Here is a 25,878-nt window from a genome sequence, read left to right as displayed (position 1 = left end):
CCACTCGGCGTACGTGCGCTGGTGCCTCACCGCGCTAGACCGCCTCTGCAACGGCAGGGCGGGCGACATCTCGAGGGTCAGCGAGAGACGACAGTGCGGCCCTCGAACGCACGGCCGAGGGTGACTTCGTCCGCGTACTCGAGGTCGCCGCCGACGGGCAGGCCCGACGCGAGTCGCGTGACGCGAATCTCGAGGACGGTGAGCAGCCGGCTCAGGTAGGTCGCCGTCGCTTCGCCCTCGAGGTTGGGGTCTGTGGCGATGATTACTTCCTGCACGACGCCGTCTGCGAGGCGCTGCATGAGCTGGCGGATGCGGAGGTCATCGGGACCGATGCCGTCGATGGGGCTGATGGCGCCGCCGAGCACGTGGTAGAGGCCGCGGAACTCGCGGGTGCGCTCGATGGCGACGACATCTTTGGCCTCTTCGACGACGCAAATGCTCGCCGGGTTGCGACGGGGGTCACGGCAGATCGAACAGGTGGGCTGTTCGGCGACGTTGCCGCAGATTTCGCAGAAGTGGACCTTCTCCCTCACCTCGACGAGGAGTTCGGCCAGGCGCGACACGTCGAATGTCTCCGTTTGCAGGATGTGGAACGCGATGCGCTGCGCGGACTTCGGGCCGATTCCCGGGAGACGGCCGAATTCATCGATGAGTTCCTGGACTATGCCTTCGTACATGTGTGTTTAGTCCCTGTTGAAACGTGTGGGTGGGGTGTGTGGTTGTTCCTCGATGAAACTGGCCCCGAGGATTTCCCGCACAACCGATTCGCCGTAGCGAGTGGATGCTTTGGGGTGCGCTGGTGTGAAGACCCTCGACTGTGGCTCCGTCTGCTGCTGCGTTGCCCGTTGCTGCGGTTTTTGCTGTGGCGCGGGCGTAGCTGGTGCCGGGCGCGTGACAGTCGGGGCGATCCGTGCCGTGACGTCGCCGATCGCGACCGGCTCCGCGTATGGATCGCCATATCCGTCCGGGTACGGCGGCTCGTCGTCTGCGGGAGGTGCATCGTCGTCGCTGGGGAGTGACGGATCGGTGCTGACGGGGCGCGCTGGCGCCTGACGTGTGGCCGGGGCTGCGGTGGACGGCGCTGGGACGGACGGCGCTGCGGTGCGCTGAGCGGCGGGTGCGGGCGCGGCGGGTGCTTCGACGGGAGCACCTGAGCCAGGAATCGCGACAACGGCCCAGCCGCCATCAGCGTTGAGCGGCGCTGCCTGCGGTTCCGGTGCGTCGGTCTGGACGGGGCCCGGTGTAGCTGGCGGAGTTGCCGGTGCTGCCGGAGTTGGCGGAGCGGCCGGAGCTGCCGGAGCTGCCGGAGCTGACGTCGAAGCCGGTGGTGCCGGTGGGGTTGCAGGCACAGCGGGGGCCGTTGGCGCGGCGGACTCGGCCGAGCGCTGCGGAACTCCCGGAACCACCCACTCCGTGGGGATCGCATCGCGGGCGGCGCGGGACTCGGCGTCTGCACCGACCACCTGACCGACGACGACGGTCGGCCAGGCCGGAGGTGCTGGTGGAGTCTTCGGCGCGACGTCGCTCTCGGCCGTGGTCGACGCAACGGCAGGAACAGTGTCCGTTCCACCGGACGCATCGGTCGACGCCCCATCGCGGGCTTCGGCGACTGCGGTGCCGGTACCTGCTGTACCGGCGACTGCTGTACCGGCGGGCACTGAACCTCCTTGCGAAGCCTCAGTGGCGGACACCATCCCTGCGACCTGCTGGCCCGTACCTGCAGCCGGCGCACCCTCGGTCTCGCGATCGGCGGCTACCCCCTGGGTGACGTTGGCCGAGTCGGCATCTGCCTGTGCTGCGTTTGCCTGTGCTGCGTCGGTTGGGCGATCTTCGGTCGGCGACATGCCGGGTGCGGCGGGCGACGCGGGCGGAGCATCCGTTGTTGACGATCCACCGTGACCATCGCCCGGAGGCGCCACCTGGGCAATGAATTTCACACTGACGCCGAGCACGTCGAGAATCGCTTGCCGCACGTGCGACGAAACGCCCTCGCCGGCGTTGAGCTTCTTGAAGTCATCGACGTCGGTCTGGCTCGGGAAGGCCAGCCGCAGGACGAGGTCGTCGCCGAAACCGCGGATGGATGCCGTTGTCGCAACGAGCCAGGAGGAGCGCTTGGTCTTGGCCACGCGATCCAGGATCTCCGGCCAGGCGTCTTTGAGCTGCTGCAGTGAGACAGGTCCGATGGGGCGGACGGTCACCGGTTCGGCCGGAGCGGGCGTCGCGGCCTCCGCCGCAGGGGCCTGACGTGATGGCGCGGACCCGGCCGGCTCGGCGGCTGTTTCGACCGGGCGCTGTGCCGCTGGCGTTGCCGTGGGAGGCGCGGGCGCCGCGGCCACCGCTGCCGGTTGCGCGGGCGGAGCGAGAACGCTGTCACCCATGCCGACGCGACGCTCGAGCCTCTCGACTCGGGCGAGGGCGCCCCGCGCCGTGTCGTCCATCGACGGCACGAGCACGCGCGCCACCATGAGCTCAAGGTGGAGCCGGGGCGAGGTGGCGCCCGTCATCTCGCTCAGCGCGGTGTTGACGATGTCGGCTGTCCTGCTGAGTTCCGCCTGGCCGAAGCCCGTCGCCTGCACAGACATGTGGTCGAGTTCGTCTTGCGGGATGCCGCGGAGCACGGCAGATGCGTCGGCTCCGGTCGCGCCGACGACGATGAGGTCACGGAGTCGCTCGAGCAGGTCGTCGACGAAGCGCCGGGGATCCTGGCCGGTCTGGATGACCCGGTCGACGGCGGTGAACGCCGCGCCAGAGTCACGGATGGCCAGTGCGTCGATGACCTCGTCGAGCAGGGCCGAGTGGGTGTAGCCGAGCAGCGCGACGGCCCGCTCGTAACCGACGGTGTCGCCCTCGGAGCCGGCCATGAGCTGGTCGAGCAGCGAGAGCGTGTCTCGGGCTGAACCGCCACCGGCGCGAACCACCAACGGCAGCACGCCAGCTTCGACCTTGACCCCCTCGCTCTCGCACAGGGACTGCACGTACTCGAGCATTTGCGCGGGCGGAATGAGGCGGAACGGGTAGTGGTGGGTGCGCGAACGGATGGTGCCGATGACTTTGTCGGGCTCGGTCGTCGCGAAGATGAACTTGATGTGCTCCGGCGGCTCTTCGACGATCTTGAGCAGGGCGTTGAAGCCCTGCGGCGTAACCATGTGCGCCTCGTCGAGGATGAAGATCTTGTACCGGTCGCGGGCCGGAGCGAAGACCGCACGCTCGCGAAGGTCGCGGGCATCGTCGACGCCGTTGTGGCTTGCCGCGTCAATCTCTACGACGTCGAGCGAGCCACCGCCATCACGGCTGAGTTCGACACAGCTCGGGCAGACACCGCACGGGGTATCGGTCGGGCCCTCAACGCAGTTGAGGCAGCGAGCGAGGATCCGGGCCGAGGTCGTCTTGCCGCAGCCGCGCGGGCCGCTGAAGAGATAGGCGTGGTTGACCCGGTTGGTGCGAAGTGCAGTCATGAGCGGATCGGTCACCTGAGACTGACCGATCAACTCGGCAAAGGACTCTGGCCGGTAACGGCGATACAGGGCGGTAACCACCCCCTTATCGTAGTCGCCGCCGCCGACAACAAGCCGAGCTTCTCCACAGTGGCCGTCCCGATCCGGTGGGCCGCACCCTTGCGCGCGCCTCACCACCCGCGCACGCCTCGCGCCCCATGCCTCACGCCCCATGCCTAACGCCCCATGCCTCATGCCCCGGGCCCCGGGCCCCGGGCCCGGCGCTCGTGCCCCGGGAGGAGAAACACAGCCCCCGTCGACGTATCGGCCCCACACCCCCGGGTTCTCCTCCCGAAACAATCGCACCCGGTCGCCCCCAGGCCCCGCGGCTCGGGCCTCAGGCCCGGCGCTCGTGCCCCGGGAGGAGAAACACAGCCCCCGTCGACGTATCGGCCCCACACCCCAGGGTTCTCCTCCCGAAACAATCGCACCCGGTCGCCCCCAGGCCCCGCGGCTCGGGCCTCAGGCCCGGCGCTCGTGCCCCGGGAGGAGAAACACAGCCCCCGTCGACGTATCGGCCCCCCACCCCCGGGTTCACCTCCCGAAACAACGACACCCGGTTGTCCGCGGTCCCCCGAGCTCGAGCCTGCGCCCGGCGCTCGTACCCCACGACGCGGCGCCGCCGCCGTGGCCGTGCTTGACGCCCCGGGCCCGGCGCTCGTGCCCCGGGAGGAGAAACACAGCCCCCGTCGACGAATCGGCCCCACACCCCAGGGTTCTCCTCCCGAAACGACGGCATCCGTTATCCACAGCCCTCAGACGCTGAGAAAGTTCCCCACCGGTTTGGTCGCGGGACGGCGGCCAGCCGCGAGCAAGGGCCACCCTCGGGTCATGACCGACGAATTCAGCATCCTTGCCCGGCGGGGCGGACTCGCGCACCTCTCAGTCCTGGAGTCTGACGGCGCCCGCCGCGTGCATCTGCAGCGCATGGTAACCGCCGGGATACTGCTCCGCCCGCGGCGCGGGTGGTACGCGGTCCCCGACATCGACCCACTACTCCTCCGGGCCAGCACACTCGGCGGCATGATCACCTGCGTCAGTGCACTCAGAAGGCTCGGGGTGTGGTGTGAAAACGACCATGCCCTTCATCTTGCTGTTCCAGTCAACGCGGGTCACGGGCCCCATCGAGCCGACGGGCTGGTCACCCACTACTCGCTCCCGGCCACTCAGACCGCCGGGCTGCCGATGGTCTCGGTCCTCGACGCACTCATCGACCAGTTCGGATGCCAGAGCAGCGAGAACGCCATCGTCGCGATCGACTCAGCACTCAATCGGCGCTTGATTGGACGATCCGACCTGCCCGAACTGCGGTCCCGGGTACCCCGGAGGTACTGGCCGCTGATCGAGTGCGCCGATGGCAGGTGTGAGTCAGGACTCGAAACGAAGGTCCGGCTGAGACTCCGACGCCGCGGCATCCGTTACAGCACGCAGGTGTGGATCCGCGGAGTAGGCCGGGTCGACATCCTGGTCGGAGATCGGCTCATCATCGAGACCGACGGCATGGAATTCCACACCGGCGAGTCGGCGACGAAAGACCGCGAGCGCGACTTGGTGCTCCATCGACTGGGTTACATCGTCATTCGCGTGACCTACGCCATGGTGATGTATCGATGGGCGGAGGTCGAGTCGGTGATCGGCGAGTACGTTTCCCGCCGTGAGCACCTGTGGGCCGCGCGCCACGTCCGCGCGGGGTTGGCGCGCTGAGACGGCGGACTGGCAGGTCGGGCCGCCGACACGTCAGCCCGTCGACCCCTCAAACCATCGGAACGGCGTGCGTAGCACGTGTGTTTCGGGCGGAGGATGCGCGGGTTCTGGCCGGTATGGGCGCTGGCACCCTCGATTTACCTCCCGAAACACCAGCACCCACCGAAGTGCGGCCACAGCCACCCGGACGCGATCGAGCGGATTGCCGCCCACGCTGGGCGGGGCGGCATCCGCTCCAGGCCGACGCGCTAGAGCGGCGGCCCGCCGGGCGCGCCCGGATCGTCTGTCGGATCGTCCGCCCAGAAACAGGTCAGGACTGCTGAGGTGCGGTAGAACACGATTTTCGCATCGGTCGTGCGTGCCATGTCTCCACCCGGCCAATCTCCGCCCGCGCTCTGGGTGCCGGGCGGAAGACACCCATTGGAAGCGACCGCGAACACCGGTCGCTTCGGGGCGGTCCAGTCCCCTTCCTGGTCGCCGGGACACCCGCTGCAGGGGTCGGGCACAGGAATGAACGCCGGCAGCGAGAAGTAGCAGGCGACGAGAAGTGACCCGCCGTGTCGCACCACCGTGTAGGTCGTCGTGTGAATGTCGACCGGTGGGCCCGCGGGCAGGTAGGTCCCGTAGTAGCAGTCACCACCCTCGTCGAGGTCAGCGCCCGCGTTGTGATCCGCGAGCGCCGGGGCAGCTCCCACAAAGACCAGCGCGAGAGCTGCGAAAAACGTCACAAGAACTTTGGTCATTCTGGACACAGCATTTCCCCTTTAATGAAGGCCGCTACGGCACCGGCGTGACGGGAGGGCCGCCGGGCGCACCGGGGTCGTTGGTCGGATCGTCCGCCCAGTAGCAGGTGAGAACGGCATGGGTCCGATAGAAGATAATCCGAGCGTCAGTGGACCGCGCCGACTCGCCGCTCGGCCACTCTCCGCCAGGGCTCATGGCCCCCGGCGGCACGCATGCACGTTGTGCGATGTACTGGACCGGCCGGCTCGGGGCAACCCAGTCGTCTTCGACATCGCTGCCGCAACCCAGGCAGTCCTCATCAGCCGGTATGACGCGGGGCAGCTGGAAATAGCACGCGACGAGCAGCGAGTCCCCGTTCCGGATCAGCTTGTACGTCGTCGTGCGGATGTCCTTGGGCGGGCCGGGCAGCAACTGACCGTAGTAACAAGAGCCGCCCTCATCGAGGTCCGCCCCCGCGTTGTGGTCGGCGAGCGCCGGGGCTGCGCCCGCAAAGAGCAGAGCGAACGCCGCGAAAAACGTCAGCAGAACTTTCGTGAGCCGTGACACGGAGCACCACTCCCCTACGGCACCGGCGTCACCGGCGGGCCACCGGGCGCGCCGGGGTCGTTCGTCGGGTCGTCCGCCCAGAAGCAGGTCATCACCGCGTGGGTCTTGTAGAACACGATCTTGGCATCCGTCGACCGCGCGGTGGGCTCGCCGCTCGGCCAATCGCCGCCCGGGCTCATCGCACCCGGTGGCACACAGGCACCCGGGACGTTGTAGTAGAGCGGCCGGGTCGGGGCAACCCAGTCCTCTTCATCACAGCCCATGCAGTCATCCTCAGCGGGAATCTCACGGGGCAACGGGAAATAGCAGACGACGAGCAAGGACTCCCCGTGCCGGATCAGCTTGTACGTCGTCGTGCGGATGTCCTTGGGCGGGCCCGGCAGCAACTGGCCGTAATAACAGTCACCGCCCTCATCGAGGTCCGCCCCCGCGTTGTGGTCGGCGAGCGCCGGGGCTGCGCCCGCAAAAAGCAGGGCGAACGCCGCGAAAAAAGTCAGCAGAACCTTCGTGAGTTTTGACATGGAGCACGACTCCTTCGTCGAAATTTGCGCACAAGTTAACCCCTGAGGATTCCTCATGTCAAGGCACCGGTCAGCTGCGTCTCCGCCATCGTGCCCCCGACGTCGCTACCTCGGCGCCTGACCCCGGCACCACGAGCTCAGCGAGCGCCGGGCCTCATCACAAAACGGCGAGGGTCTGGCGTGCGATCTCAAGCTCTTCGTTGGTGGGGATGACCAGCACATCCACCCCTGAATCGTCGCTCGAGATCCGGCGGGGATCTCGCGATCGCTCCTCGTTGCGGTCATCAGAGAGACGGATGCCGAAAGCCTCGAGCCCCGAGAGCGCCGCCGCGCGCACCTCCGGCGAGTTCTCACCAACTCCCGCGGTGAACGAGATAACGTCCACCCGCCCGAGCTGGGCCATGTAATTGCCGATATACCCCTTGATCCGGTGGGTGTAGACATCGAAGGCGGCGCTGGCAACCTCGTCGCCGGCGTCGGCGCGCTCCTGAAGGTCACGCATGTCACCGACGCCAGCCATGCCGAAGATGCCGCTCTTGCGGTTGAGGAGGGTGTCGAGTTCGTCGAAGCTCATACCGGTGCGCCTGTGCAGGTGAATGAGCACGGCGGGGTCGAGATCGCCGGACCTGGTGCCCATCACGAGTCCCTCGAGCGGAGTGAGTCCCATCGAGGTTTCCACCGACCGCCCACCCGCGATGGCGGATGCCGATGCACCGTTGCCGAGGTGGAGGACGATCTGGTTCAGCTCGCCGAGCGGGCGGTACAGAAACTTCGCTGCTTCCTCCGAGACGAACTTGTGGCTCGTGCCGTGAAAACCGTACTTCCGCACCCGGTGCCTCGCTGCGAGTGTGGCGTCGATGGCATAGCTGTACGCGGCGGGAGGAAGGGTCTGGTGGAACGCGGTGTCGAAGACCGCGACGTGCGGCACGTCGGGAAAGGCACGCTGCGCGGCCTCAATCCCCTGTAGGTTGGCCGGGTTGTGGAGCGGCGCCAGTTCGGCCAGCTCCTCGATGTTGATCTTCACCAGGTTGTTCACGACAGTGGCCTCGAAGAAGCGCTTGCCGCCGTGCACGACGCGGTGTCCGACTGCCCCGAGCGGGTGGCGGCTGAGCGACGGCCCGTGCGTTTCGAAGGCTTCGAGCATGACCCGGAACCCCGCCGTGTGATCGGCGATGGGAAGGATGCGCTCGGTCGTCTGCGGGGCGTTCGAGCGCTCGACCGACGGAACGGCATCCCACGGGATCGTGTGCACCGAGCGTCCTGACGCTTCGCCGATCCGCTCCACCAGGCCGCTTGCGAGCATCTGCTCGGTGTCCATGTCGATCAGCTGGTACTTGAACGACGATGAACCCGAATTGACGACGAGGACAGTGCTCATGCTGCCGTGTCGCCCTGGGCCTGGATTGCCGTGATCGCCACTGTATTGACGATGTCCTGCACGAGCGCACCGCGCGAGAGGTCGTTGATCGGCTTGTTGAGCCCCTGAAGCACTGGCCCAATCGCCACGGCGCCCGCCGAGCGCTGCACCGCCTTATACGTGTTGTTGCCCGTATTGAGGTCGGGGAAGATGAAGACCGTTGCCCGGCCAGCCACCTCGGAACCGGGCATCTTCGACGCGCCGACCGCGGCATCCGCTGCTGCATCGTACTGAATGGGACCTTCGACGAGGAGATCGGGCCGGCGAGACCTGACCAGAGCGGTTGCCTCGCGCACCTTCTCAACATCGGCACCCTTCCCGGACTCGCCCGTCGAATACGACAGCATGGCGACGCGGGGATCGATACCGAACTGCAGAGCCGTCTCAGTGGACGAGATGGCGATGTCGGCGAGCTGCGAGGCATCCGGGTCAGGAATCACGGCACAGTCACCGTAGACGAGCACCCGATCCTGGAGCGCCATCAGGAACACCGACGACACCACGTTGACGTCTGGCTTCGTCTTGATGATCTCGAACCCTGGGCGAATGGTGTGCGCTGTCGTGTGCATCGCACCGGACACCATGCCGTCGGCGAGGCCCAGGTGCACCATCATCGTGCCGAAGTACGAGACGTCGGTGACCTGGTCGCGGGCCTGGTCGAGGGTGACGCCCTTGTGCGCTCGCAACCGCGCGTACTCCTCGGCGAACCTCTGTCCGAGTTCCGGGTCATGCGGCGAGAGCACCTCGGCGCGGGAGATATCGAGCCCGAGTTCGACGGCGCGGGCACGCACCTCGGCTGCCTCACCGAGAATGGTGAGCTGGGCAACCTCCCGGGCGAGGAGGGTGTGCGCGGCGCGGAGGATGCGGTCGTCGCCACCCTCGGGCAGCACGATGTGCTTCTGGTGGGCGCGCGCCCGATCGAGCAGGCCGTACTCGAACATCAGCGGGGTGACCACCTCGGTACGGCTGACCTCGAGGAGCTGCAGAAGAGCGGATGCATCGACGTGCTGTTCGAAGAGAGCGAGCGCGGCATCGTACTTGCGCTGAGAATCGGCGGCGAGCCTGCCGCGGGTGCGGGTGATCGCGACGATGGTGTCGTAGGTGCCGAGGCCGGTGCGGATGACCGGGAGTGTCTGCGGCAGGCCGTCGAGCAGCCGCTCGACCGGCTCGGGCAGTTCGAAGCCGCCGTTGAGCACCACGCCGGCGATCGAGGGGAAGGTACCCGAACTCTGGGCCATCATCGCGGCGAGGAGGACCTCGGTGCGATCACCGGCGACGACGAGGACGGCGCCCTCGATGAGCCGGGGAAGCACGTTGACCATGCTCATCCCGGCGACGACGACACCGAGCGCCTCGCGGGACAGCAGCGCGGGGTCGCCCTTGATGAGCGTCCCGCCCGTCGCCGTCATGATCGACTCCATGCTCGGGGCAATGAGGTAGGGATTTTCGGGGATCGCCCACACCGGAACGCCCGGCTCGGTGCGCTCGATCGCGGCCGTAATCTCGGCGAGTTTGTCCTCGTCGGCGCGGTTGGCGATGATCGCCAGGAGCGTCGCGTGGGCGTGCCGGAGTTCGGAGAGCGCGAGTTCAGCGAGGTCGTTCATTTGCGCGGGTGTGCGGGGGTCCGCCTGGCCGAGGCGCTCGCCGGAACCCTGGCTGCTGCGGCCGCCGAGCACGAGGAGGACCGGAGCGCCGAGGTTTGCGGCGATTCGGGCGTTGTAGCTGAGCTCGGTCGGGCTGCCGACGTCGGTGAAGTCGGACCCGAGGATCACGACGGCGTCGCACTGCGCTTCGACTGCCTTGTACCGCTGCACGATGGTCGCGAGGGCAGCGTCCGCGTCGGAGTGGACGTCGTCGTAGGTAACGCCGATGCACTCGTCGTAGTCGAGCTGGACGCTGCTGTGGCCGAGCAGCAGCTGCACCACGTAGTCGCGCTCGCCCGTTGAACGGGCGATCGGGCGGAAGACGCCAACGCGCTCCACCGAGTGAGAGAGGGTGTCGAGCGTGCCGAGCGCGATAGTCGACTTGCCGGTCTGTCCCTCAGCGGACGTGATGTAGATGCTTGTGGCCACGGTCCAAGACTACGACCCAGCGGGCCGGGCCGTAGTCGCGAAGGTCCCACCGCTCAGCTGTTGTCGCCCCCGGTCTCGTCAACCCGTTCCTGCGCGTCCTCCTGCGATACACCGGCACCCTCGCCTGCCCACTGCCACTTCGCAACCTCGGGAATGTCCTCGCCGTGGTCCCTCGTGTACTGGCGCGCGGCGAGCCGCGCATCCTCCATCAGCTGCCGCAGCCCGGCCGAGCGTGTACCGATCCCGGGAACCCGGTCGATCACGTCCATGACGAGCCGATACCGATCGAGGTCGTTGAGCATGACCATGTCGAACGGGGTCGTCGTCGTACCCTCTTCCTTGTACCCGCGCACGTGGATGTTCTCGTGGCCGTTCCTCTTATACGCGAGACGGTGGATCAGCCACGGGTAGCCGTGATACGCGAAGACGATGGGCCTGTCGACGGTGAAGAACGAGTCGAACTCCCGGTCGCTCAGCCCGTGCGGGTGCTCGGACTCGTTCTGCAGCCGCATCAGGTCGACGACGTTGATCACGCGCACGCGCAGTTCCGGCAGGTGTTCACGAAGAAGGGATGCCGCCGCGAGCGTTTCGAGCGTCGGAACGTCGCCGGCGCACGCCAGGACGACGTCAGGTTCGGTGCCTGGCTGCTCGGATCCCGCCCAGTCCCAGATCCCGATGCCGCGAGCGCAGTGCGCGATGGCCTGGTCCATGGTGAGCCAGTTTGCCTGCGGCTGCTTGCCGGCGACAACGACGTTGACGTAGTCCACCGATTTCAGGACGTGATCATACGTCGACAGCAGGGTGTTGGCATCCGGTGGCAGGTACACCCTCACCACGTCGGCCTTCTTATTGACGACGTGGTCGATGAAGCCCGGGTCCTGGTGACTGAACCCGTTGTGGTCCTGCCGCCAGACGTGGCTGGAGAGCAGGTAATTGAGGCTCGAGATGGACCGGCGCCACGGAATCTCCGACGTCGTCTTCAGCCACTTGGCGTGCTGGTTGAACATCGAGTCGATGATGTGGATGAACGCTTCGTAACAGTTGAACAGGCCGTGCCTGCCGGTGAGGAGGTACCCCTCGAGCCAGCCCTGGCACTGATGCTCGCTGAGCATCTCCATCACCCGCCCGGCCCGCGCGAGATTCTTGTCGACCGGGAGGATCTCGGCATCCCACTGCTTGTCGGTGTGCTCGTAGACAGCGGGCGCGAGCCGGTTGGATGCCGTTTCGTCCGGGCCGAAGATACGGAAGTTGTCGGGATTGTCGCGAATCACGTCGGCGAGCCAGACCCCGAGCACCCGCGTCGCCTCCGCGGTGGTTCCGCCGGGGACAGGGACGTCGACGGCGTAGTCGCGGAAGTCGGGAAGCTCGAGTTCCCGGCGCAGCACACCACCGTTGGCGTGCGGGGTCGCGCTCATCCTCAGGTCGCCGGCCGGGGCGAGCGAGGTGACCTCAGCGACAGGACGACCGGTCTCGTCAAAGAGTTCGTCGGGGCGGTATCGCCGCAGCCACTCCTCGAGGATCTTCGTGTGCTCTTTCGTGTCGCGCGCGTTGGCGAGCGGGACCTGGTGCGCGCGCCAGGTGTCCTCCACCAGGAGGCCGTCGATCTCGGCGGGGCAGGTCCAGCCCTTGGGCGTGCGCAAAATGATCATAGGCCAGCGCGGGCGGGTCACGTCCTCCCCCGCGTCGCGCTGCTGCTGGGCGGTGCGCTTAAGCTCGGCGATCTCATCGAGGACCGTGTCGAGCGTTTTCGCCATCCTGGCGTGCACGAGCATCGGGTCTTCACCGTCGAACCCGCCGGAGACGATGTACGGGTTGTGACCGTAGCCGCGCATGAGGGCGAGCAGTTCATCCTCGGGGATACGCGCGAGCACCGTCGGGTTGGCGATTTTGTACCCGTTGAGGTGCAGGATCGGGAGGACGACGCCGTCCTCGAGCGGGTCCACGAACTTGTTCGAGTGCCAGCTGGTTGCGAGCGGTCCGGTTTCGGCTTCACCGTCACCGACAACAGCGGCAACGAGCAGGTCGGGGTTATCGAACGCGGCACCGTAGGCGTGGCTGAGCGCATAGCCGAGTTCACCGCCCTCGTGGATCGATCCGGGCGTCTCCGGCGCGACGTGGCTCGGGATGCCGCCGGGGAACGAAAACTGGCGGAACAGCCGCTTCATTCCTTTTTCGGTCTGCGAGATACGGGAGTAGATCTCGGAGTAGGTGCCGTCGAGCCAGGCGTTCGCCACCATTCCTGGACCACCGTGGCCAGGGCCCGTGATGTACAGGGTGGACTGGTCCCGCTCGGCGATCACGCGGTTGAGGTGCGCGTACACGAAGTTGAGTCCAGGGGTCGTTCCCCAGTGCCCGAGAAGCCGCGGCTTGATGTGATCCTTGGTCAGCGGCTCGCGAAGAAGCGGATTGTCGAGGAGGTAGATCTGCCCGATGGAGAGGTAGTTGGCCGCCCGCCACCATGCATCGATCCGGGTGAGCGTCTCTTCGCTGACCGAGGTCGGTTCTGCCGTAGTCGTGCCTGCCGCTGTCGTGGGTGCCGCTGTCGTGTCTGCCGTTGACGAGGTCATGGGGTCATCCTAGGAAAGGGCACGCCTGTCCGATAGGGGCTGTCCCTCGGGCCAAACGCGGGGGCCAAACGCCGAGGCCAAACGTACGAGCCGGCGGGAGCAGTCGCTCCCGCCGGCTCGTACGACCGAATTACCTGGCTGCGCGGCGCGACCGGACCAGTGCCGCTCCTCCGAGCAGCAGCAGCAGCCCGATCAGTGCCAGAGGGGCGATGTCGGCTCCCGACTGGGAGAGACGGTCAGCGCCTGCACGGTCGGCGCCTGCACCCTGCCCGCCCGCACCGGGCTGAGATCCAGCACCGGGTTGCTGCGGTCCGGCACCCGGCTGCTGCGGCCCAACGGCCGCAACGGTCACGGTGAGAGGAGCGGACGCACGCGCCACCCCGTCCTGCAGCGCGGCGATCTCATAAGCGCCGGCAGCGGTGTCCACCGGGATGGTAACCCGGGCGGATGCCTCTCCAGCGGGATCCGTCGTCACCGTCGCGAGGACTGCCGGGACCTCGAGAGCGAGAATCGAGAATCCTGCCGTTTCAGGTGCGGCTGGCTCCCGCAGTTGGAGCGCAACCTCGACTCCCGGATCGAACCCGCTGAGTTCGACGTCGACCGTGTTGCCGGCGACGACAGACTCGGGCGAAACCGAGATCATCGGCTGTGAGCCCTCGACCGCTGACACGAGCTGAGCCACTCCCCAGCGCGCTGTCGACTGGTAGCCGGCGCCTGACGGGTCTGCCCAGTTGCGGATGCCGGTGCGAGCGCCGTTCGAGGCGTCGTTGACCTGCAGGTCGAGTCCCTGGAAGGACCCGGCCCCGCCGGATTCGAGCAGGCTGACCGCGACTTCAACGCGGTAGCCGGTCTCGGTCCGTGCGGTGGCGGATGTGACCCGGTTCCGCTGGAACGCCTCGTCACCGGTTCCGAACGACACAACGTTCTCTGCGCTGATGCGGATCTGTGTGTCGTCGTAACGGTATGAACCGTTCTTCAGGTTGCCTGGATCCACGTAGATCTCGACCGAGTCCTGGATCCAGGGGTCGGATCCGGACACGTCGACGGTCGGGTCTGTGACCTCGGCGAGGAGATACAGCATGTTGTCGCGCCACAGCGTGCTGAAGACTGCGGATGCTCCCGCGGTGCCCTCTACCTGCTTGAGGGTCTCGACGGTTCCGGCGGAACTCCACGAGTCGTCGACGATGCCGTCGATCGTGGGAGCAGCGTCGGTCTCGACGACTTCCTGGTACGACAGCGGCTCGAGCAGCGTCAGGGTCCCGACCGTTCCCGCGGTGTTCCACCCGGTCACTGTGCCGTTGTTCTGAACCCGGACATCGAAGGCAACGGTGTCCCCCTGCTCCGCGGCTGTCAGCGGAAGGTGCGCCACGATACTGTAGCCACCATCGGTCTCAATGACGACACCCTCGACGTCACCTGTCCCGTCGCGGCCGAACGTCGCGGTCTCCTCGCCCCACGTGAACTGGATCTCGTCAGCGGCATCCGCTGTCGCATCGTCGACCTGGACGAACACGGTCAGGTGATCCGGTTGCCAGCGCAACTGGAACCCGGCGCTCTGCTCGATGGTGTGCAGCGGAAGTTGCTGCCACGCGAGCGCGGTCGTCGCCTCAGCGTCGAGTGGAACGTCGCCCTGGAACACGTTCGCTGTGCGCAACCGTGCGGGCAACTCGCCGTCGACGATGCCGTAGTACGCGGGCTTGGCCGCAAACGCGTCGTTGAACACGAGCGGCGCACCCGAGCTGTTGCGCCAGCTGCGTCCGTCGGTCAACCCCCAAACCGTGACCGAGAACAGGTCAGCGGCGTGTGCGCGGAAGATCCGGAACGCGTCACGGTAGTAGTACCCCTGGTCGACCAGTTTCGCCTGGGTCACCGGGGTGCCCGTTGTCACATCGAGTTCGGTGACCGCCTGGGTGAGCCCGAGGTCGGTGAATGCCGACAGGGCGGTTTCGAGCGCCTCGACCGGGGTCGAGAGGCTCACGTGGAACTGGTGGCCGACACCGTCGACCGGTACTCCGCGCTCCAGCATCCGTTCAACGAGTGCGTGCAGCCGCTGCTGTTTGCCGTCCTGCTCGGTGTTGTAGTCGTTGATGAAGAGCGTCACCGGCCGGTTGGCGCCAGCGGCTGCGAACTCATCGTTGAAGGCTTCATCCGCGTACTGGAATGCCAGGTCGATGAAGTCCTCACCGAGGATGCGGAACCACTCGCTGCGGCGGAGACCGTCTGCATTTTCGTTGCCGTCCGAGACGACCTCGTTGACGACGTCGAATGCATTGAGCGGGTTGGAATCGCTGCCGAATTCGCCGTAGGTGTCACTGAGGTGTTCGGCGACGTTGAAGATGTGCGTGCGCATGCGGTCCCGGAGGATCTGCTGGTCGGCAGCGCTGGTGGTGAGTGCGACGCCCGCTTCGTTCTGGAAGAACCACGCCGGAGTCTGTGAGTGCCAGACCAGAGTGTGACCGTAGACCGCGAGGTCCTCATCCTGGGCGAACTGCATCAGGGTGTCGGCCTCGGCGTGTGGGGTGAACTCGCCGTCGGCGTTGTACCAGGCCTCTGGCTTCATGTAGTTCTCGGAGGTGACCTGGTCGAAGTGCCTCGTGAGCAGGTCAGCCGCGGTGCCCGTGGTCTCGCGACTGTCGATCGCTGCGCCGACGGGGAAGCTCACGGTGTCCTTGATCGGGGTGAGGTCCTCGACCTCGCCGCCGGTCGCGGGAACAGCGACGCTGATGTCGTCGATCAGGAAGGAGGAGGTGTTGCCGCCGTTGTACGCGGTCTCGAAATAGAGCAGCGCCGAGTCGGCTTCACCCATCTGGAAGGTCTGGTTCACCTGCACCCAGGTGCTGTTCGACATGCCGGTGAACTGACCGAGCGTGGCGTACGACGTGGATTCGCCCGTTGTCCTGGCGAGGCTCAGCCAGACGTCTCCGGGTGTCTCGCCCGCGGCGAACTTCACCCAGGCAGAGAGTTCATAGGTCTGGCCCGGGAGCAGGATGCCCGTGACATCGTGCCCGATGCCCTGGCCCTGCGAGGTGCGGCCGGACACCAGTGCGGCCTGCGCTCCACTGTGGGCGTCACTGGTCGAGACGGTCACCGAGGCGGGGCCGCTGGCGTCGGCTCGGGGAACCCACCCGCCAAGACCATCCTCGAAGCCCGTGTTGAGCGACGAGAGGTCTGAGTTGCCGGGCGGCGTGGGGTCGGTCGGCGCGTCCACACGCACCGCGGAGACAGAGATGTCGTCGACGAGGTAGCTGTAGCTCGACTTGTCGGGGAGGTCGTCCGTACCGATGTACGCCTGCAGCGCCGTGGCATCTGCGCCCTGCGGAATTTCGAAGGTTCCCTCGACCGTCGACCAGGCGTCGGCGGTGAGCGGGGTGTTCCCGATCCAGTTGTAACCCGGTTTCATCACGAATCGGATGTTGACCGGGGCGGGGGTTGGCTCAGCGAGGCGCGCCTTCATGGAGAACGTCACGGTGTCCCCGGCCTCGAGGTCGGCGAACAGGCCAGCCGGTGTCTGGATGCCGGCGAAGTCGGACGCCCGATCGCCGACGCGCAGGGCAGTACCGCCTCCGTCGGCTGGCTCGTAGGTGAGAACCGGGGAGCCGCTCGACTCCCAGCCACCGAGCGTGCTGTCCTCGAAGTCGGCGGAGATGAGCGTCTCAGGCTCCGCTGCCGCGGCAGGCGACGTGAGAAGAGGAACGAGCAGTCCGGCGGCGATGGCGCCCACCAGGATTTTGCGGGACACGGGTCTTACTTTCATGACGCTCCTTTGCGCGAAAGTGAGGTGAGCGAGCACGAGTTCGAATTTTTCGAAAACGTTGTCGAAACCGCTCAAGTGCTCGAAGCCTATTCGGGGGGCCTTTTGTTGTCAAGACCTACAAATACGAATTTCGGATGTTGTTCAGCACCGGCGGTCGGACCGCCCTCGCGGTGCGATTTAACAGGAGATCGCACGTTTATCAGGACGGGATCAGCCCTCGGCATCCTGCTCTTCGCACGATGTCCTGCGAATCTCGCGGCCCGGCGAGTGGCTGGCAAGGGGCGGCGGCCAATCGGGCGAAGGACCAATCGGGCGAAGGACCAATCGGGCGAAGGGCCCGTTAAAGAGAAAAGACCCCTCGCGCACCCGCCAGAGCCCGGTTACCCTTGCTACGTTTCCGTCCTGGGGGAGTTGGCCTGGATGGCGCCACGCGAGGAGCCGTCACCCATTCTACAGACATTGGGCTGTGTTGTTTGCCGCCTGAACCACACGCGGTCGGATGCCGCCCCAAGGCACGATAGGATAGCTGAGGTTGATTCGCTGCGGCGATGACACCGGCTAAGGAGAATTCGCCTAGTGGCCTATGGCGCACGCTTGGAAAGCGTGTTGGGTTAACGCCCTCGGGGGTTCGAATCCCCCATTCTCCGCCAGACACACAGAATCGCCCGCCCGCCAGGACGGGCGATTTCTGCATTTCCCCACGGTGTCGATTCGCGAATCGGGCACCTGCGAAGGCTCGCTAGCAGAACGCGGCGCCTCTTCGCAAAGCCCCCCGGGTGTCCCCCAAAGAGTGGATAGTGTTGCAGCACCCGACAGGAGAGACTTACTCCCGGGGGACGCGGAGACAATGACGGCGACAACAGATATGACCGGGGTGACGGTCAGAGTTCGCCGAAGTCTTCTGGCGCAGGGCATTATCGCCCTGTTGGCGCTCAGTGTCCCGATCATGATCGTGCTGTACTGGCTGACGATTCCAGCGGGAACCTGGGGCTGGGTCGGTGCCGCCCAGTTCGCCGTGCTCGTCGCCGTTCTCATTGCCGGGTACCGATATACCCGGGTGAGCATCACGGCAACTCCCACCTCACTGTTCGAGGTCCGCTTCTTCGGCGGGGTGACCCGCACGAACATCTCAGATATCGAACGCGTGATCATGCTCGAGATGCACCGCACCATGGCGTCACAGTCGCGACTGCAGATGTTCGTCCTGAACCCGTCCGGAAAGCCCGTTCTCCGCATGCGCGGGGAGTACTGGACCCGCAACAGCATCAACCGCATCGCCGCTCAGTTGAGTGCCGTGCCCGTTGAGCACATCGATCACCCGGTCACGCTCGATGAACTCCAGACCACGCGCCCGGAGATGCTCTACTGGTTCGAGCGTCGACCGATCAGGTTTCCCTGACCACTGGCATCCGCCGGAACAGAAATCGGCATGCCGTACGTCGTCGCTGACGGGGTACTCGAGGCGAGCCTGGTGAAACCCAGCCGCTCGTAGAAGGCCCCGGCGTTCACGTTGTCCGCGCCCATCGTGAGATGCAGGCCGGGAATGCCGCGTTCGGCGAGGGCGGACCGAAGCGTGTCGACCAGCTGTCGGCCGAGTCCCTGCCCTTGCGCTTCGGGGAGGAGGTCGATGTGCAGGTGCGCCGGGTACTCATCCACCTCGTCGATGAGCATGCGCCCAGGATTCCCGGCGCCCTCGATCACCTGTGCCTCAGCAGGAGCAGCGCCGGCGTACTTCGGTGCCACGGTCGGCCACCAGGTCTCCGCGAACCACAGCGCGAAATCGCGGGTGTCGGCGGTCGCGATGACGTAACCGACCACGCGCTCTCCGTTGTCGACGACGAAGGCCAGTTCTGGTTCGCGGTCGACGTAGGGCAGTGCGTAGATGTCGGGCAGCAGGTCATCGCTGGAGTACAGGCCCGTGGCGTCGAGGCCGGTCCTGCCGGTGCGCACGCAGACATCGTAGATATCGGCCCTGTCGGCGGGGCGGTACAGCCGGATCGTCATCACCGTGCCGATTCTACGCACACCATGCTCAGGCCCGACAGCGGTCACGCTGCACCGGTGTGACCACCTCGCTAGGGTGGCGGGATGACCAGCTGGCGCGCGGCATCCGTCGATGAGGTGCTCACCCGCTGGGCGCTGGAACCGCTGGGACCCGCGTTCAGCACACCATCGTCACACCTCCGGCCCGTGCTCAGGCGCGGAGAGCGCGCCATGCTCAAGGTCGCCCGGATCGAGGAGGAAGCGAACGGATGCCGGCTCCTCGCCTGGTGGGACGGCACGGGAGCGGCCCGCGTGTTCGAGCACGACGACACGGCAGCGGTGCTCGCGTGGGGTGGTTCGTCACTCGTCGACGTCGCGATCGGTGGTGACGACGACGGTGCGACGCGCGTGCTGTGCTCGGTCGCTGAGCGGCTCCACTCCGTGTCCCGCCGGAAGTTCGATGACCGGCCGGACGGATTGATTCCGCTCGAATCGTGGTTCCGTTCGCTGTTCCTGAAGGCCGAAACCGGGGGGTTCTACGGGCGCTCGGCAGAACTCGCCAGGCGCCTCATCTCCGGCGGGAGTGACCTGTCCGAGCTCGTGGTGCTTCACGGCGATCTTCACCACGACAACGTGCTCGACTTCGGTAATTCGGGCTGGCTCGCGATCGACCCCAAGTACCTCGTGGGCAACCGGGTCTTCGACTACACGAACATTCTGTGCAACCCGGCCCAGGACATTGCGGAGTCTCGGTTCGATCGACGGGTGAGCCTCATTTCGGAGCTCGCTGGCATCCCGGAGAGGAGCCTCCTTGAGTGGACAGTGGCGTGGACGGCGTTGAGCGCGACCTGGGCCGCTGACGACGGTGACGCTGATGCCGAACGACGCACCCTCAGGATCGGTGCCATCGCGGAAGCGTCGCTCGCCCGCTGACCCGTCAGCTGCCGTGGTGCGGGCGCGGGAGCGCCGCTGCCGCCGCCGATTCCTCGGCAGCGTCCCGCGCGACCGCCGTGGTCTCGTCGGCTGCGGCCTGTGCGTCGGCGGATGCCGCCTGTGCTGCGTTCGAGGCGGCATCCGTTGCCTGTTCCTTGGCGGCTGTGGCAGCCGAAGCAGCGGACCGTGCAGCGACCGCCGCGCGGTCGCCGTCCGCCGAGGCGCGGGCGAGCGCCTCGGCGGCCTGCGCCTCGGCCGCGCGCTTCGCTTCGGTGGCGGCGTCCTCGATCCGGTGCAGCGCAGCGTCCGCCTCCGCCCGGGCGTTGGCTTGCGTCTCGGCGAGTGTTGTGGCCGCTCGTTCTGCGCCCAGCGGCTCGGCGGGCTGGGCTGGCGGGGCTGGCTGGGCTGGCTGGGCTGGCTGGGCTGGCTGGGCTGGCTGGGCTGGCTGGGCTGGCTGGGCTGGCTGGGCTGGCTGGGCTGGCTGGTCGGTGGCGTCGCTCATGCAGTGAGCCTAGCTCTGCTTCGGGAGGAAAAACGTGGGGGCCGGCCACGCATCAGACTTCGGCTCCACGATTTTCCTCCCGAAACGCACGGGTGTGCCACAGCCAGCGCCTGTGCCCGGTTGGGACGCGCCGGCCGGCACCTCTGCTTCGGGAGGAAAAACGCGGGGGCCGGCCACACATCAGGCTTCGGCACCACGATTTTCCTCCCGAAACGCTCGGGTGACGAGGACTTAACCCGCGGGAAGCAGCTTCTGCTCGAGGAACTCGTTGACGAACACACGATCGGGGTCGAGCCGCGCGGCGAGCGCCCTGAAGTCGTCGATCCGCGGGTAGAGGCGCTCGAGCGACTCACGGCCGGCAGTGAAGACCTTGCCCCAGTGCGGTCGCGCGTCGAACGGCGCGAGCGCGGCCTCAAGCGCGGGCAGAAGTGCCTCCACCTCGTCCTGCTTCTTGAACCAGGTGAAGTGAAGGCCAACGGCATCCGTCTCGAACGCGGAACTCAGCCACAGTGTGTCTGCGGCGATCGTCCGCACCTCGCACACCTGGAGGAGCGGCGCGATCTTATCGGACAGCCCGCGCACAGCGGCGAGCGCCGCAACAGCGTGACGACGCGGCACGAGGAACTCGGACTGCAGTTCTTCACCGTTCGACGGCGTGAAGTCCAGCCGGAAGTGCGGCAGGCGGTCAAGCCACGCACCGGGCACGCCCATCTGCGCCGTGCAGTTGACGGCGGAGATTCCGGGCAGCGGATGCCGGTCGGCCGGCGCGGGCACCGCACCGAACAGGTCGGTAGGAGGAGCGGCGTCGGCATCCGGGCGGCGCTTCAGCCAGACCTGGTCGATGACGTCCGGGTCGCGCCAGGTCGTGAACAGGGAGACGCTGTACGCGGCGCCCGTGATGGCGTCGAAGTTCGAGGTGGCGGCATCGAACGGCAGTCGTTCGAACACGGTCTGCTCGATGTCGTAGGTCGGCTCGATGTCGAGTGCAACCCTGGTCATGACGCCGAGTGCGCCGAGGCTCACCACGGCACCGTCGAAATCAGCGTCGCCGCGGCGCAGTTGAACGACGTCACCGCTCGCCGTGACGATTTCCACCGCAGCGACGGATCCAGCGAGCGACCGCACGCCGTTACCTGATCCGTGGGTTCCCGTAGCGATCGCGCCGCCAACGGAGATGTGCGGAAGGGATGCGAGGTTGGCCAGGGCCCACCCCTGTCGCTGCAGTTCGCCGGCGAGCTCCCCGTACCGCATTCCGGCGCCGACCGTCACGAGCCGTTCATGCTCCTGAATGTGCGGCGGGAAGACGAGGTTCGACGTCGACAACAGAAGGTCTGCCGAGTCCGCGATCGGGTTAAACGAGTGCCGCGTGCCGAGAGCACGCACCGCCGTCGCGTCCGCGACCAGCCGCTGCACGTCTTCGACGCTCGACGGCGCTTCAATGCGCCTGGCCCGGTAGGCGTGGTTGGCTGACCAGTTGGTTCCGATTTCGAGAGACACAGAGCCCTTTCGTTCGCTCGTCGTGGCAGGGATCCGCACGCCGCTCAGGCAACGGATGCCCCAGCGCACGTACGGCAGCGCCGACTGCTCCATTCTGCCGGTGCGGCAGCCCTACCCGCCACACCGAGTCCCTCAGGCCGCATTCAGCGGCCGGTCGCGTCCGTCCCGCCGACGCCTGCCGCGCGGACCGAACCGGCACCGGCGACACCGGCTCCGGTTCCGGCATTGTTCCCGGTCCCCGATCCGGTTCCGGTCGTCGATTCGGCTGCGGCATCGGTGGACTGCTCCGGTGCCGGCACCATGCCGTCCTGACCGACGGTCGTTGCGAGCGGCACTTCCTTGACGAAGCAGAGCAGCACCGCCGCGACCAGGATCAGCGGCGTCATGTAGAGGAACACCGGCGTGAGTGAGTCGTTGTATGCACCGACCACGATGTCCTTGACCGGGCCGGGAAGCTCCTTGACCATCGTCGGGGTGAACGAATTGGTGTCGGTCTCCGGAGAACCGGCAGCCCCCGGCATCCGCTCGGCCAAAAGGTCGGTGAGGCGGGCGACGAACAGGCTGCCAACGATCGCGGAGCCGAGCGAGGCTCCGATCTCGCGGAAGTAGTTATTCGAGGCCGTCGCGGTGCCGACCTCTGACGCGGGGAACGTGTTCTGCACGACGAGCACGAGCACCTGCATGCTGAGCCCGAGACCGAAGCCCATGATGGCCAGGTAACTGCAGAGCACCCAGATCTCCATGTCAGGAGTCATGGTGGAGAGCAGAACGAGCGAGACCGCGACGATGAGGGTACCGAGGATCGGCATCCACTTGTAACGACCGTACTTCGTGATCAGGAAGCCCGATCCGATCGACGCAACGAGGAGCGCGGCAAGCATCGGGATCATCAGGTAGCCGGCCTGCGTCGCGTTGACGCCGCTGACCATCTGCAGGTAGGTCGGGATGTAGGCGAGCGCACCGAACATCGCGATACCGATGATGAGGCCGGCGATCGTCGTGAGGTTGAAGTTGCGCTCGGCGAACAGGTGCAGCGGCATGATGGGCTCGACGGCCCTGCGCTCGACGACCACGAACCCGACGGCGGTGAGAACTCCACCGACGATGAGCGAGATGATGATGAGCGAGTCCCACTCGTAGGTGTTTCCGCCCCAGGTGGTGACGAGCACGAGGCAGGTCGACGCGACCGCGAGGAGGATCATCCCGGCGACGTCGAGCCGCGGCTTGCCGTTCTCGTTCTTCGGCAGCCGGAGGAACAAAACGGCGGCGAGGATGGCGAGGCCGCCGAGCGGGAGGTTCATCCAGAATGCCCAGCGCCAGCCGATGCCCTCCGTGAACCAGCCACCGAGCAGCGGCCCGGCGATCGAGGAGAGGGCGAAGACTCCGCCCATGACCCCCATGTACTTGCCGCGCTCACGAGCGGGAACGACGTCGGCGATGATTGCCTGCGACAGGATCATGAGTCCACCGCCACCGAGGCCCTGCACGGCGCGACCGGCGATGAGCCAGCCCATGTCGCCGGCGAGGCCGCCGATGACGGAGCCGGCGATGAAGAGGCCGATCGCCGCGATGAAGAGCCCCTTGCGGCCGACGAGGTCTCCGAGCTTCCCGTAGACGGGCATCACGATCGTCGTGGCGAGGATGTAGGCCGTTGTGACCCAGAGCATGTGATCGACACCGTTGAGCTCACCGACGATGGTCGGCAGCGCGGTGCTGAAGATGGTCTGGTCGAGGGACGCCAGGAGCATCGTGACCATGAGGCCGATGAACACAAGCATTACGTTGCGCTTGTTCTCACGCAGGTCAGGATTCTCGGTACTCATCCGAATATTCTTGCAGACGGTGCAAGTTTGCACAAAAGGCAAGCTTTCGTTGCGCGATGCTACCCGGCGGCGGTGACGCTACCGGGTGATCACCCGTGGGGGCACGAGTTCCAGTTCGCGAACGAGGTCGGTACGCACGCTCACTCCCGACCCCGGCCCGGCCGGCACCGCGAGCCGCCCGTTCGAGAGCACGAAGGGCTCGGTGAGGTCTTCGCGGTAATAACGGTCAGACGCACTGGTGTCGCCCGGGAGCGTGAACCCGGGCAGGGCCGCGAGCGCGACGTTCATCGCGCGGCCGATGCCGGTCTCGAGCATCCCACCACACCAAACCGGGATGTCGCGTTCGACGCACGCATCGTGGATGGCAACGGCCGGGAGGTAGCCACCGACCCGCCCCGGTTTGATGTTGACCACCGACGTTGCCCCGCGCTCGATCGCGTCGATGGCAACGCCGACGGACACCACTGATTCGTCGAGGCAGACCGGCGTCTCAATGGCCTCGGCCAGGGCGACGTGCGAGGCGATGTCCTCCTCGTCGAATGGCTGCTCGATGAGGAGCAGGTTCGAGACATCGAGTTCCTTCAGGCGCGGGATGTCGTCCCGTACGTATGCCGTGTTGGCGTCCACCTGCAGCGCGGCATCCGCACCGATCAGGTCACGAACACGACGCACAGGCTCGAGATCCCAGCCCGGCTTGATTTTGAGTTTGATCCGCAGGTACCCGGCATCGACGTAGCCCTGCACTTCGTCGAGCAGCGCGTCGATCGAGGTGCTGATGCCGACCGAGACCCCGCAGTCGACCTCCGACCGAACCGCGCCCAGATAACTCGCGAAGCTGACCCCGGATGCCCGCAATTCGGCATCGAGGACGGCCGCCTCGAGCGCCGCCTTGGCCATGCGGTGGCCCACGACCCCGGACAGCAGCCGCCCGAGGTCGCTGGCCACCACATCATCCGCGGCAAACAGACGCGGAGCGAGGTGATGTTCGATCACGTGCGCGCACCCGTCCACGTACTCGGAGCTGTAGCCGGGAGCCGAGCCGGCCACGCACTCGCCCCAGCCATCGCCGGTGTCGGTTTCGAGGTGAACGAGCAACACGTCACGTGCACTCTCGCGGCCGAAGCTGGTTTCAAACGGGCGCACGAGCGGCATCCCGACGCGGTGGAGGGTGATCGATCTGACCTTCATCCGCCGAGACTACCGCTCGCGCCGCCCGCGCGACGCGCTATCGGCCACCGGCGACCGGCCGGTTCCGCTGCTTCACGCCGGCTGTGCCATACGGGTAATCGTCCATCACTGGCGCGCTGGCATCCGTCAACCGGTCAAGCTCCTCAGCGCTGAGCTCGAGGTCGACCGCTGCCATGTTGTCGTTCAGCTGCTTGACGGTGCGCGCACCGAGGATGACCGACGTAACGGCGGGCTGCGCCCCGAGCCACGCGAGGGACACCTGTGACGCACTCACGGAGTGGGCCTCGGCGATCGCGGCCACCGCATCGAGGACCCGCCAGGTGCGCTCGCTCGCGTTCCGCGCCTCCCAGGCCTCCATTCCGCGCTCCGGGTTCTCGCCGAGCCTCGTCGATCCGGTTGGCGGGACGTCCCGCTCGTACTTGCCGCTCAGCCAGCCACCGGCGAGCGGCGACCACGGCAGCAGTCCGATCCCCGCATCGAGCGCAGCGGGCACAACTTCGTGTTCGATATCGCGCACGAGCAGGTTGTATTGCGGCTGAAGCGTGACCGGCGCCGTGAATCCCGATGCGGATGCCGTGTGCACCGCTTTGGTCAGCTGCCAGCCCAGGTAGTTCGAGAAGCCGTAGTAGGAAATCTTGCCGGCAGTGACGGCATCGTCGAGAAAGCGCAGCGTCTCGTCGATCGGCGTCAGGGCGTCCCAGGCGTGCATTTGGTAGAGATCGATGTGGTCCACCTGGAGTCGTGTGAGTGACGCGTCGAGCGCCGCCCGCAGGTGACGGCGAGAGAGGCCGACATCGTTGGGCCCGTCGCCCATGGGGAAACGTCCCTTGGTCGCCAGCACAATCTGTGCCGCCTCGGTGGGGTGCGTGCTGAGCCATCGCCCGATGATCTCTTCTGAGACGCCAGCCGAGTAGACGTCGGCCGTGTCCACGAACGTGCCCCCGCGCTCGGTGAACGCCGTGAGGATCTCTCCAGAGGTTTCCTCGTCTGCTTCTGCGCCGAACGTCATAGTGCCGAGAGCCTGCGCCGAGACGACAGCGCCGGATCGGCCGAGAGTGCGAAATTCCATAGGTGATCTCCTTCGATTCAGCCCCGACATTACCCACGTAGCCGTCAACGCCACAGGGGTTGCG

18 protein-coding genes, 1 tRNA gene and 1 other RNA gene are annotated in these 25,878 nt (G+C 66.7%); 4 read left to right on the top strand and 16 right to left on the bottom strand.

The window, feature by feature from the left end:
• Positions 1 to 77: 77 nt before the first annotated feature.
• Both recR and AC1X6S_RS08565 read right to left on the bottom strand, forming a co-directional pair.
• The gene (recR, locus tag AC1X6S_RS08570; protein ID WP_108390211.1) at positions 78 to 677 is read right to left on the bottom strand and encodes a recombination mediator RecR; all 600 of its coding nucleotides are present in this window, start codon (positions 675 to 677) and stop codon (positions 78 to 80) included.
• 6 nt (positions 678 to 683) lie between these two features.
• Complete coding sequence (locus AC1X6S_RS08565; protein WP_483405328.1) at positions 684 to 3,536, bottom strand: DNA polymerase III subunit gamma and tau; 2,853 nt, start codon at positions 3,534 to 3,536, stop codon at positions 684 to 686.
• 789 nt (positions 3,537 to 4,325) lie between these two features.
• On the opposite strand from AC1X6S_RS08565, the gene AC1X6S_RS08560 reads away from it, so the two are divergent.
• Positions 4,326 to 5,198 (top strand): endonuclease domain-containing protein, encoded by an 873-nt coding sequence (locus AC1X6S_RS08560; RefSeq protein WP_483405327.1) that lies wholly within the window; start codon positions 4,326 to 4,328, stop codon positions 5,196 to 5,198.
• A gap of 248 nt (positions 5,199 to 5,446) precedes the next feature.
• Here the strand turns inward: AC1X6S_RS08560 and AC1X6S_RS08555 are convergent, their stop codons facing one another.
• From AC1X6S_RS08555 to ffs, 8 genes are all read right to left on the bottom strand, one after another.
• Positions 5,447 to 5,941: a hypothetical protein gene (locus tag AC1X6S_RS08555; RefSeq protein WP_483405326.1), complete on the bottom strand. Its 495-nt coding sequence runs from the start codon at positions 5,939 to 5,941 to the stop codon at positions 5,447 to 5,449.
• Between the two features lie 34 nt (positions 5,942 to 5,975).
• Entirely contained in the window at positions 5,976 to 6,488 is a 513-nt protein-coding gene (locus tag AC1X6S_RS08550) for a hypothetical protein (RefSeq protein WP_483405325.1), read from the bottom strand.
• Positions 6,489 to 6,502: 14 nt separating this feature from the next.
• Positions 6,503 to 7,009: a hypothetical protein gene (locus AC1X6S_RS08545; protein ID WP_483405324.1), complete on the bottom strand. Its 507-nt coding sequence runs from the start codon at positions 7,007 to 7,009 to the stop codon at positions 6,503 to 6,505.
• Between the two features lie 157 nt (positions 7,010 to 7,166).
• Positions 7,167 to 8,387, bottom strand: a complete 1,221-nt coding sequence (locus AC1X6S_RS08540; protein WP_483405323.1) for an acetate/propionate family kinase — start codon at positions 8,385 to 8,387, stop codon at positions 7,167 to 7,169.
• Complete coding sequence (gene pta / locus AC1X6S_RS08535) at positions 8,384 to 10,498, bottom strand: phosphate acetyltransferase (protein WP_483405322.1); 2,115 nt, start codon at positions 10,496 to 10,498, stop codon at positions 8,384 to 8,386. Before pta ends, AC1X6S_RS08540 begins: the two co-directional genes overlap by 4 nt.
• 53 nt (positions 10,499 to 10,551) lie before the next feature.
• The gene (locus tag AC1X6S_RS08530) at positions 10,552 to 13,065 is read right to left on the bottom strand and encodes a phosphoketolase family protein (protein WP_483405321.1); all 2,514 of its coding nucleotides are present in this window, start codon (positions 13,063 to 13,065) and stop codon (positions 10,552 to 10,554) included.
• Positions 13,066 to 13,195: 130 nt separating this feature from the next.
• Entirely contained in the window at positions 13,196 to 16,819 is a 3,624-nt protein-coding gene (locus AC1X6S_RS08525; RefSeq protein WP_483405320.1) for an endo-1,4-beta-xylanase, read from the bottom strand.
• Positions 16,820 to 17,165: 346 nt separating this feature from the next.
• An RNA gene (gene ffs, locus AC1X6S_RS08520) (signal recognition particle sRNA small type) lies at positions 17,166 to 17,262 on the bottom strand.
• Positions 17,263 to 17,381: 119 nt separating this feature from the next.
• Here ffs and AC1X6S_RS08515 point away from each other — a divergent pair.
• Together AC1X6S_RS08515 and AC1X6S_RS08510 are read left to right on the top strand one after the other, a co-directional pair.
• Positions 17,382 to 17,469, top strand: a tRNA-Ser gene (locus AC1X6S_RS08515).
• 197 nt (positions 17,470 to 17,666) lie between these two features.
• Complete coding sequence (locus tag AC1X6S_RS08510; RefSeq protein WP_483405319.1) at positions 17,667 to 18,218, top strand: hypothetical protein; 552 nt, start codon at positions 17,667 to 17,669, stop codon at positions 18,216 to 18,218.
• On the opposite strand, the gene AC1X6S_RS08505 is transcribed toward AC1X6S_RS08510, so the two are convergent.
• The gene (locus tag AC1X6S_RS08505; protein ID WP_483405889.1) at positions 18,182 to 18,823 is read right to left on the bottom strand and encodes a GNAT family N-acetyltransferase; all 642 of its coding nucleotides are present in this window, start codon (positions 18,821 to 18,823) and stop codon (positions 18,182 to 18,184) included. The two genes, AC1X6S_RS08510 and AC1X6S_RS08505, sit on opposite strands and share 37 nt — an antisense overlap.
• Before the next feature lie 84 nt (positions 18,824 to 18,907).
• Between AC1X6S_RS08505 and AC1X6S_RS08500 the strand changes: the two genes are divergently transcribed.
• Positions 18,908 to 19,735: an aminoglycoside phosphotransferase family protein gene (locus AC1X6S_RS08500; RefSeq protein WP_483405318.1), complete on the top strand. Its 828-nt coding sequence runs from the start codon at positions 18,908 to 18,910 to the stop codon at positions 19,733 to 19,735.
• Positions 19,736 to 19,739: 4 nt separating this feature from the next.
• On the opposite strand, the gene AC1X6S_RS08495 is transcribed toward AC1X6S_RS08500, so the two are convergent.
• From AC1X6S_RS08495 to AC1X6S_RS08475, 5 genes are all read right to left on the bottom strand, one after another.
• Positions 19,740 to 20,237 carry a hypothetical protein gene (locus AC1X6S_RS08495; RefSeq protein ID WP_483405317.1) on the bottom strand — a complete coding sequence of 166 codons (498 nt, stop codon included), beginning with the start codon at positions 20,235 to 20,237 and terminating at the stop codon, positions 19,740 to 19,742.
• A 231-nt stretch (positions 20,238 to 20,468) separates the two neighbouring features.
• A complete protein-coding gene (locus AC1X6S_RS08490; RefSeq protein WP_483405316.1) occupies positions 20,469 to 21,734 on the bottom strand; it encodes a D-arabinono-1,4-lactone oxidase in 1,266 nt (421 codons plus the stop codon).
• A 143-nt stretch (positions 21,735 to 21,877) separates the two neighbouring features.
• Positions 21,878 to 23,557 carry an MDR family MFS transporter gene (locus AC1X6S_RS08485; protein WP_483405315.1) on the bottom strand — a complete coding sequence of 560 codons (1,680 nt, stop codon included), beginning with the start codon at positions 23,555 to 23,557 and terminating at the stop codon, positions 21,878 to 21,880.
• Between the two features lie 78 nt (positions 23,558 to 23,635).
• Positions 23,636 to 24,745: an o-succinylbenzoate synthase gene (menC, locus tag AC1X6S_RS08480; protein WP_483405314.1), complete on the bottom strand. Its 1,110-nt coding sequence runs from the start codon at positions 24,743 to 24,745 to the stop codon at positions 23,636 to 23,638.
• Between the two features lie 37 nt (positions 24,746 to 24,782).
• Entirely contained in the window at positions 24,783 to 25,814 is a 1,032-nt protein-coding gene (locus tag AC1X6S_RS08475) for an aldo/keto reductase (protein ID WP_483405313.1), read from the bottom strand.
• Between the last annotated feature and the right edge of the window lie 64 nt (positions 25,815 to 25,878).

The sequence above is a fragment of the Mycetocola sp. Y442 genome, assembly GCF_056898615.1.
The sequence above is the reverse complement of the archived record's forward strand: the minus strand, read 5'-3'. Positions and strand labels throughout refer to the sequence as shown.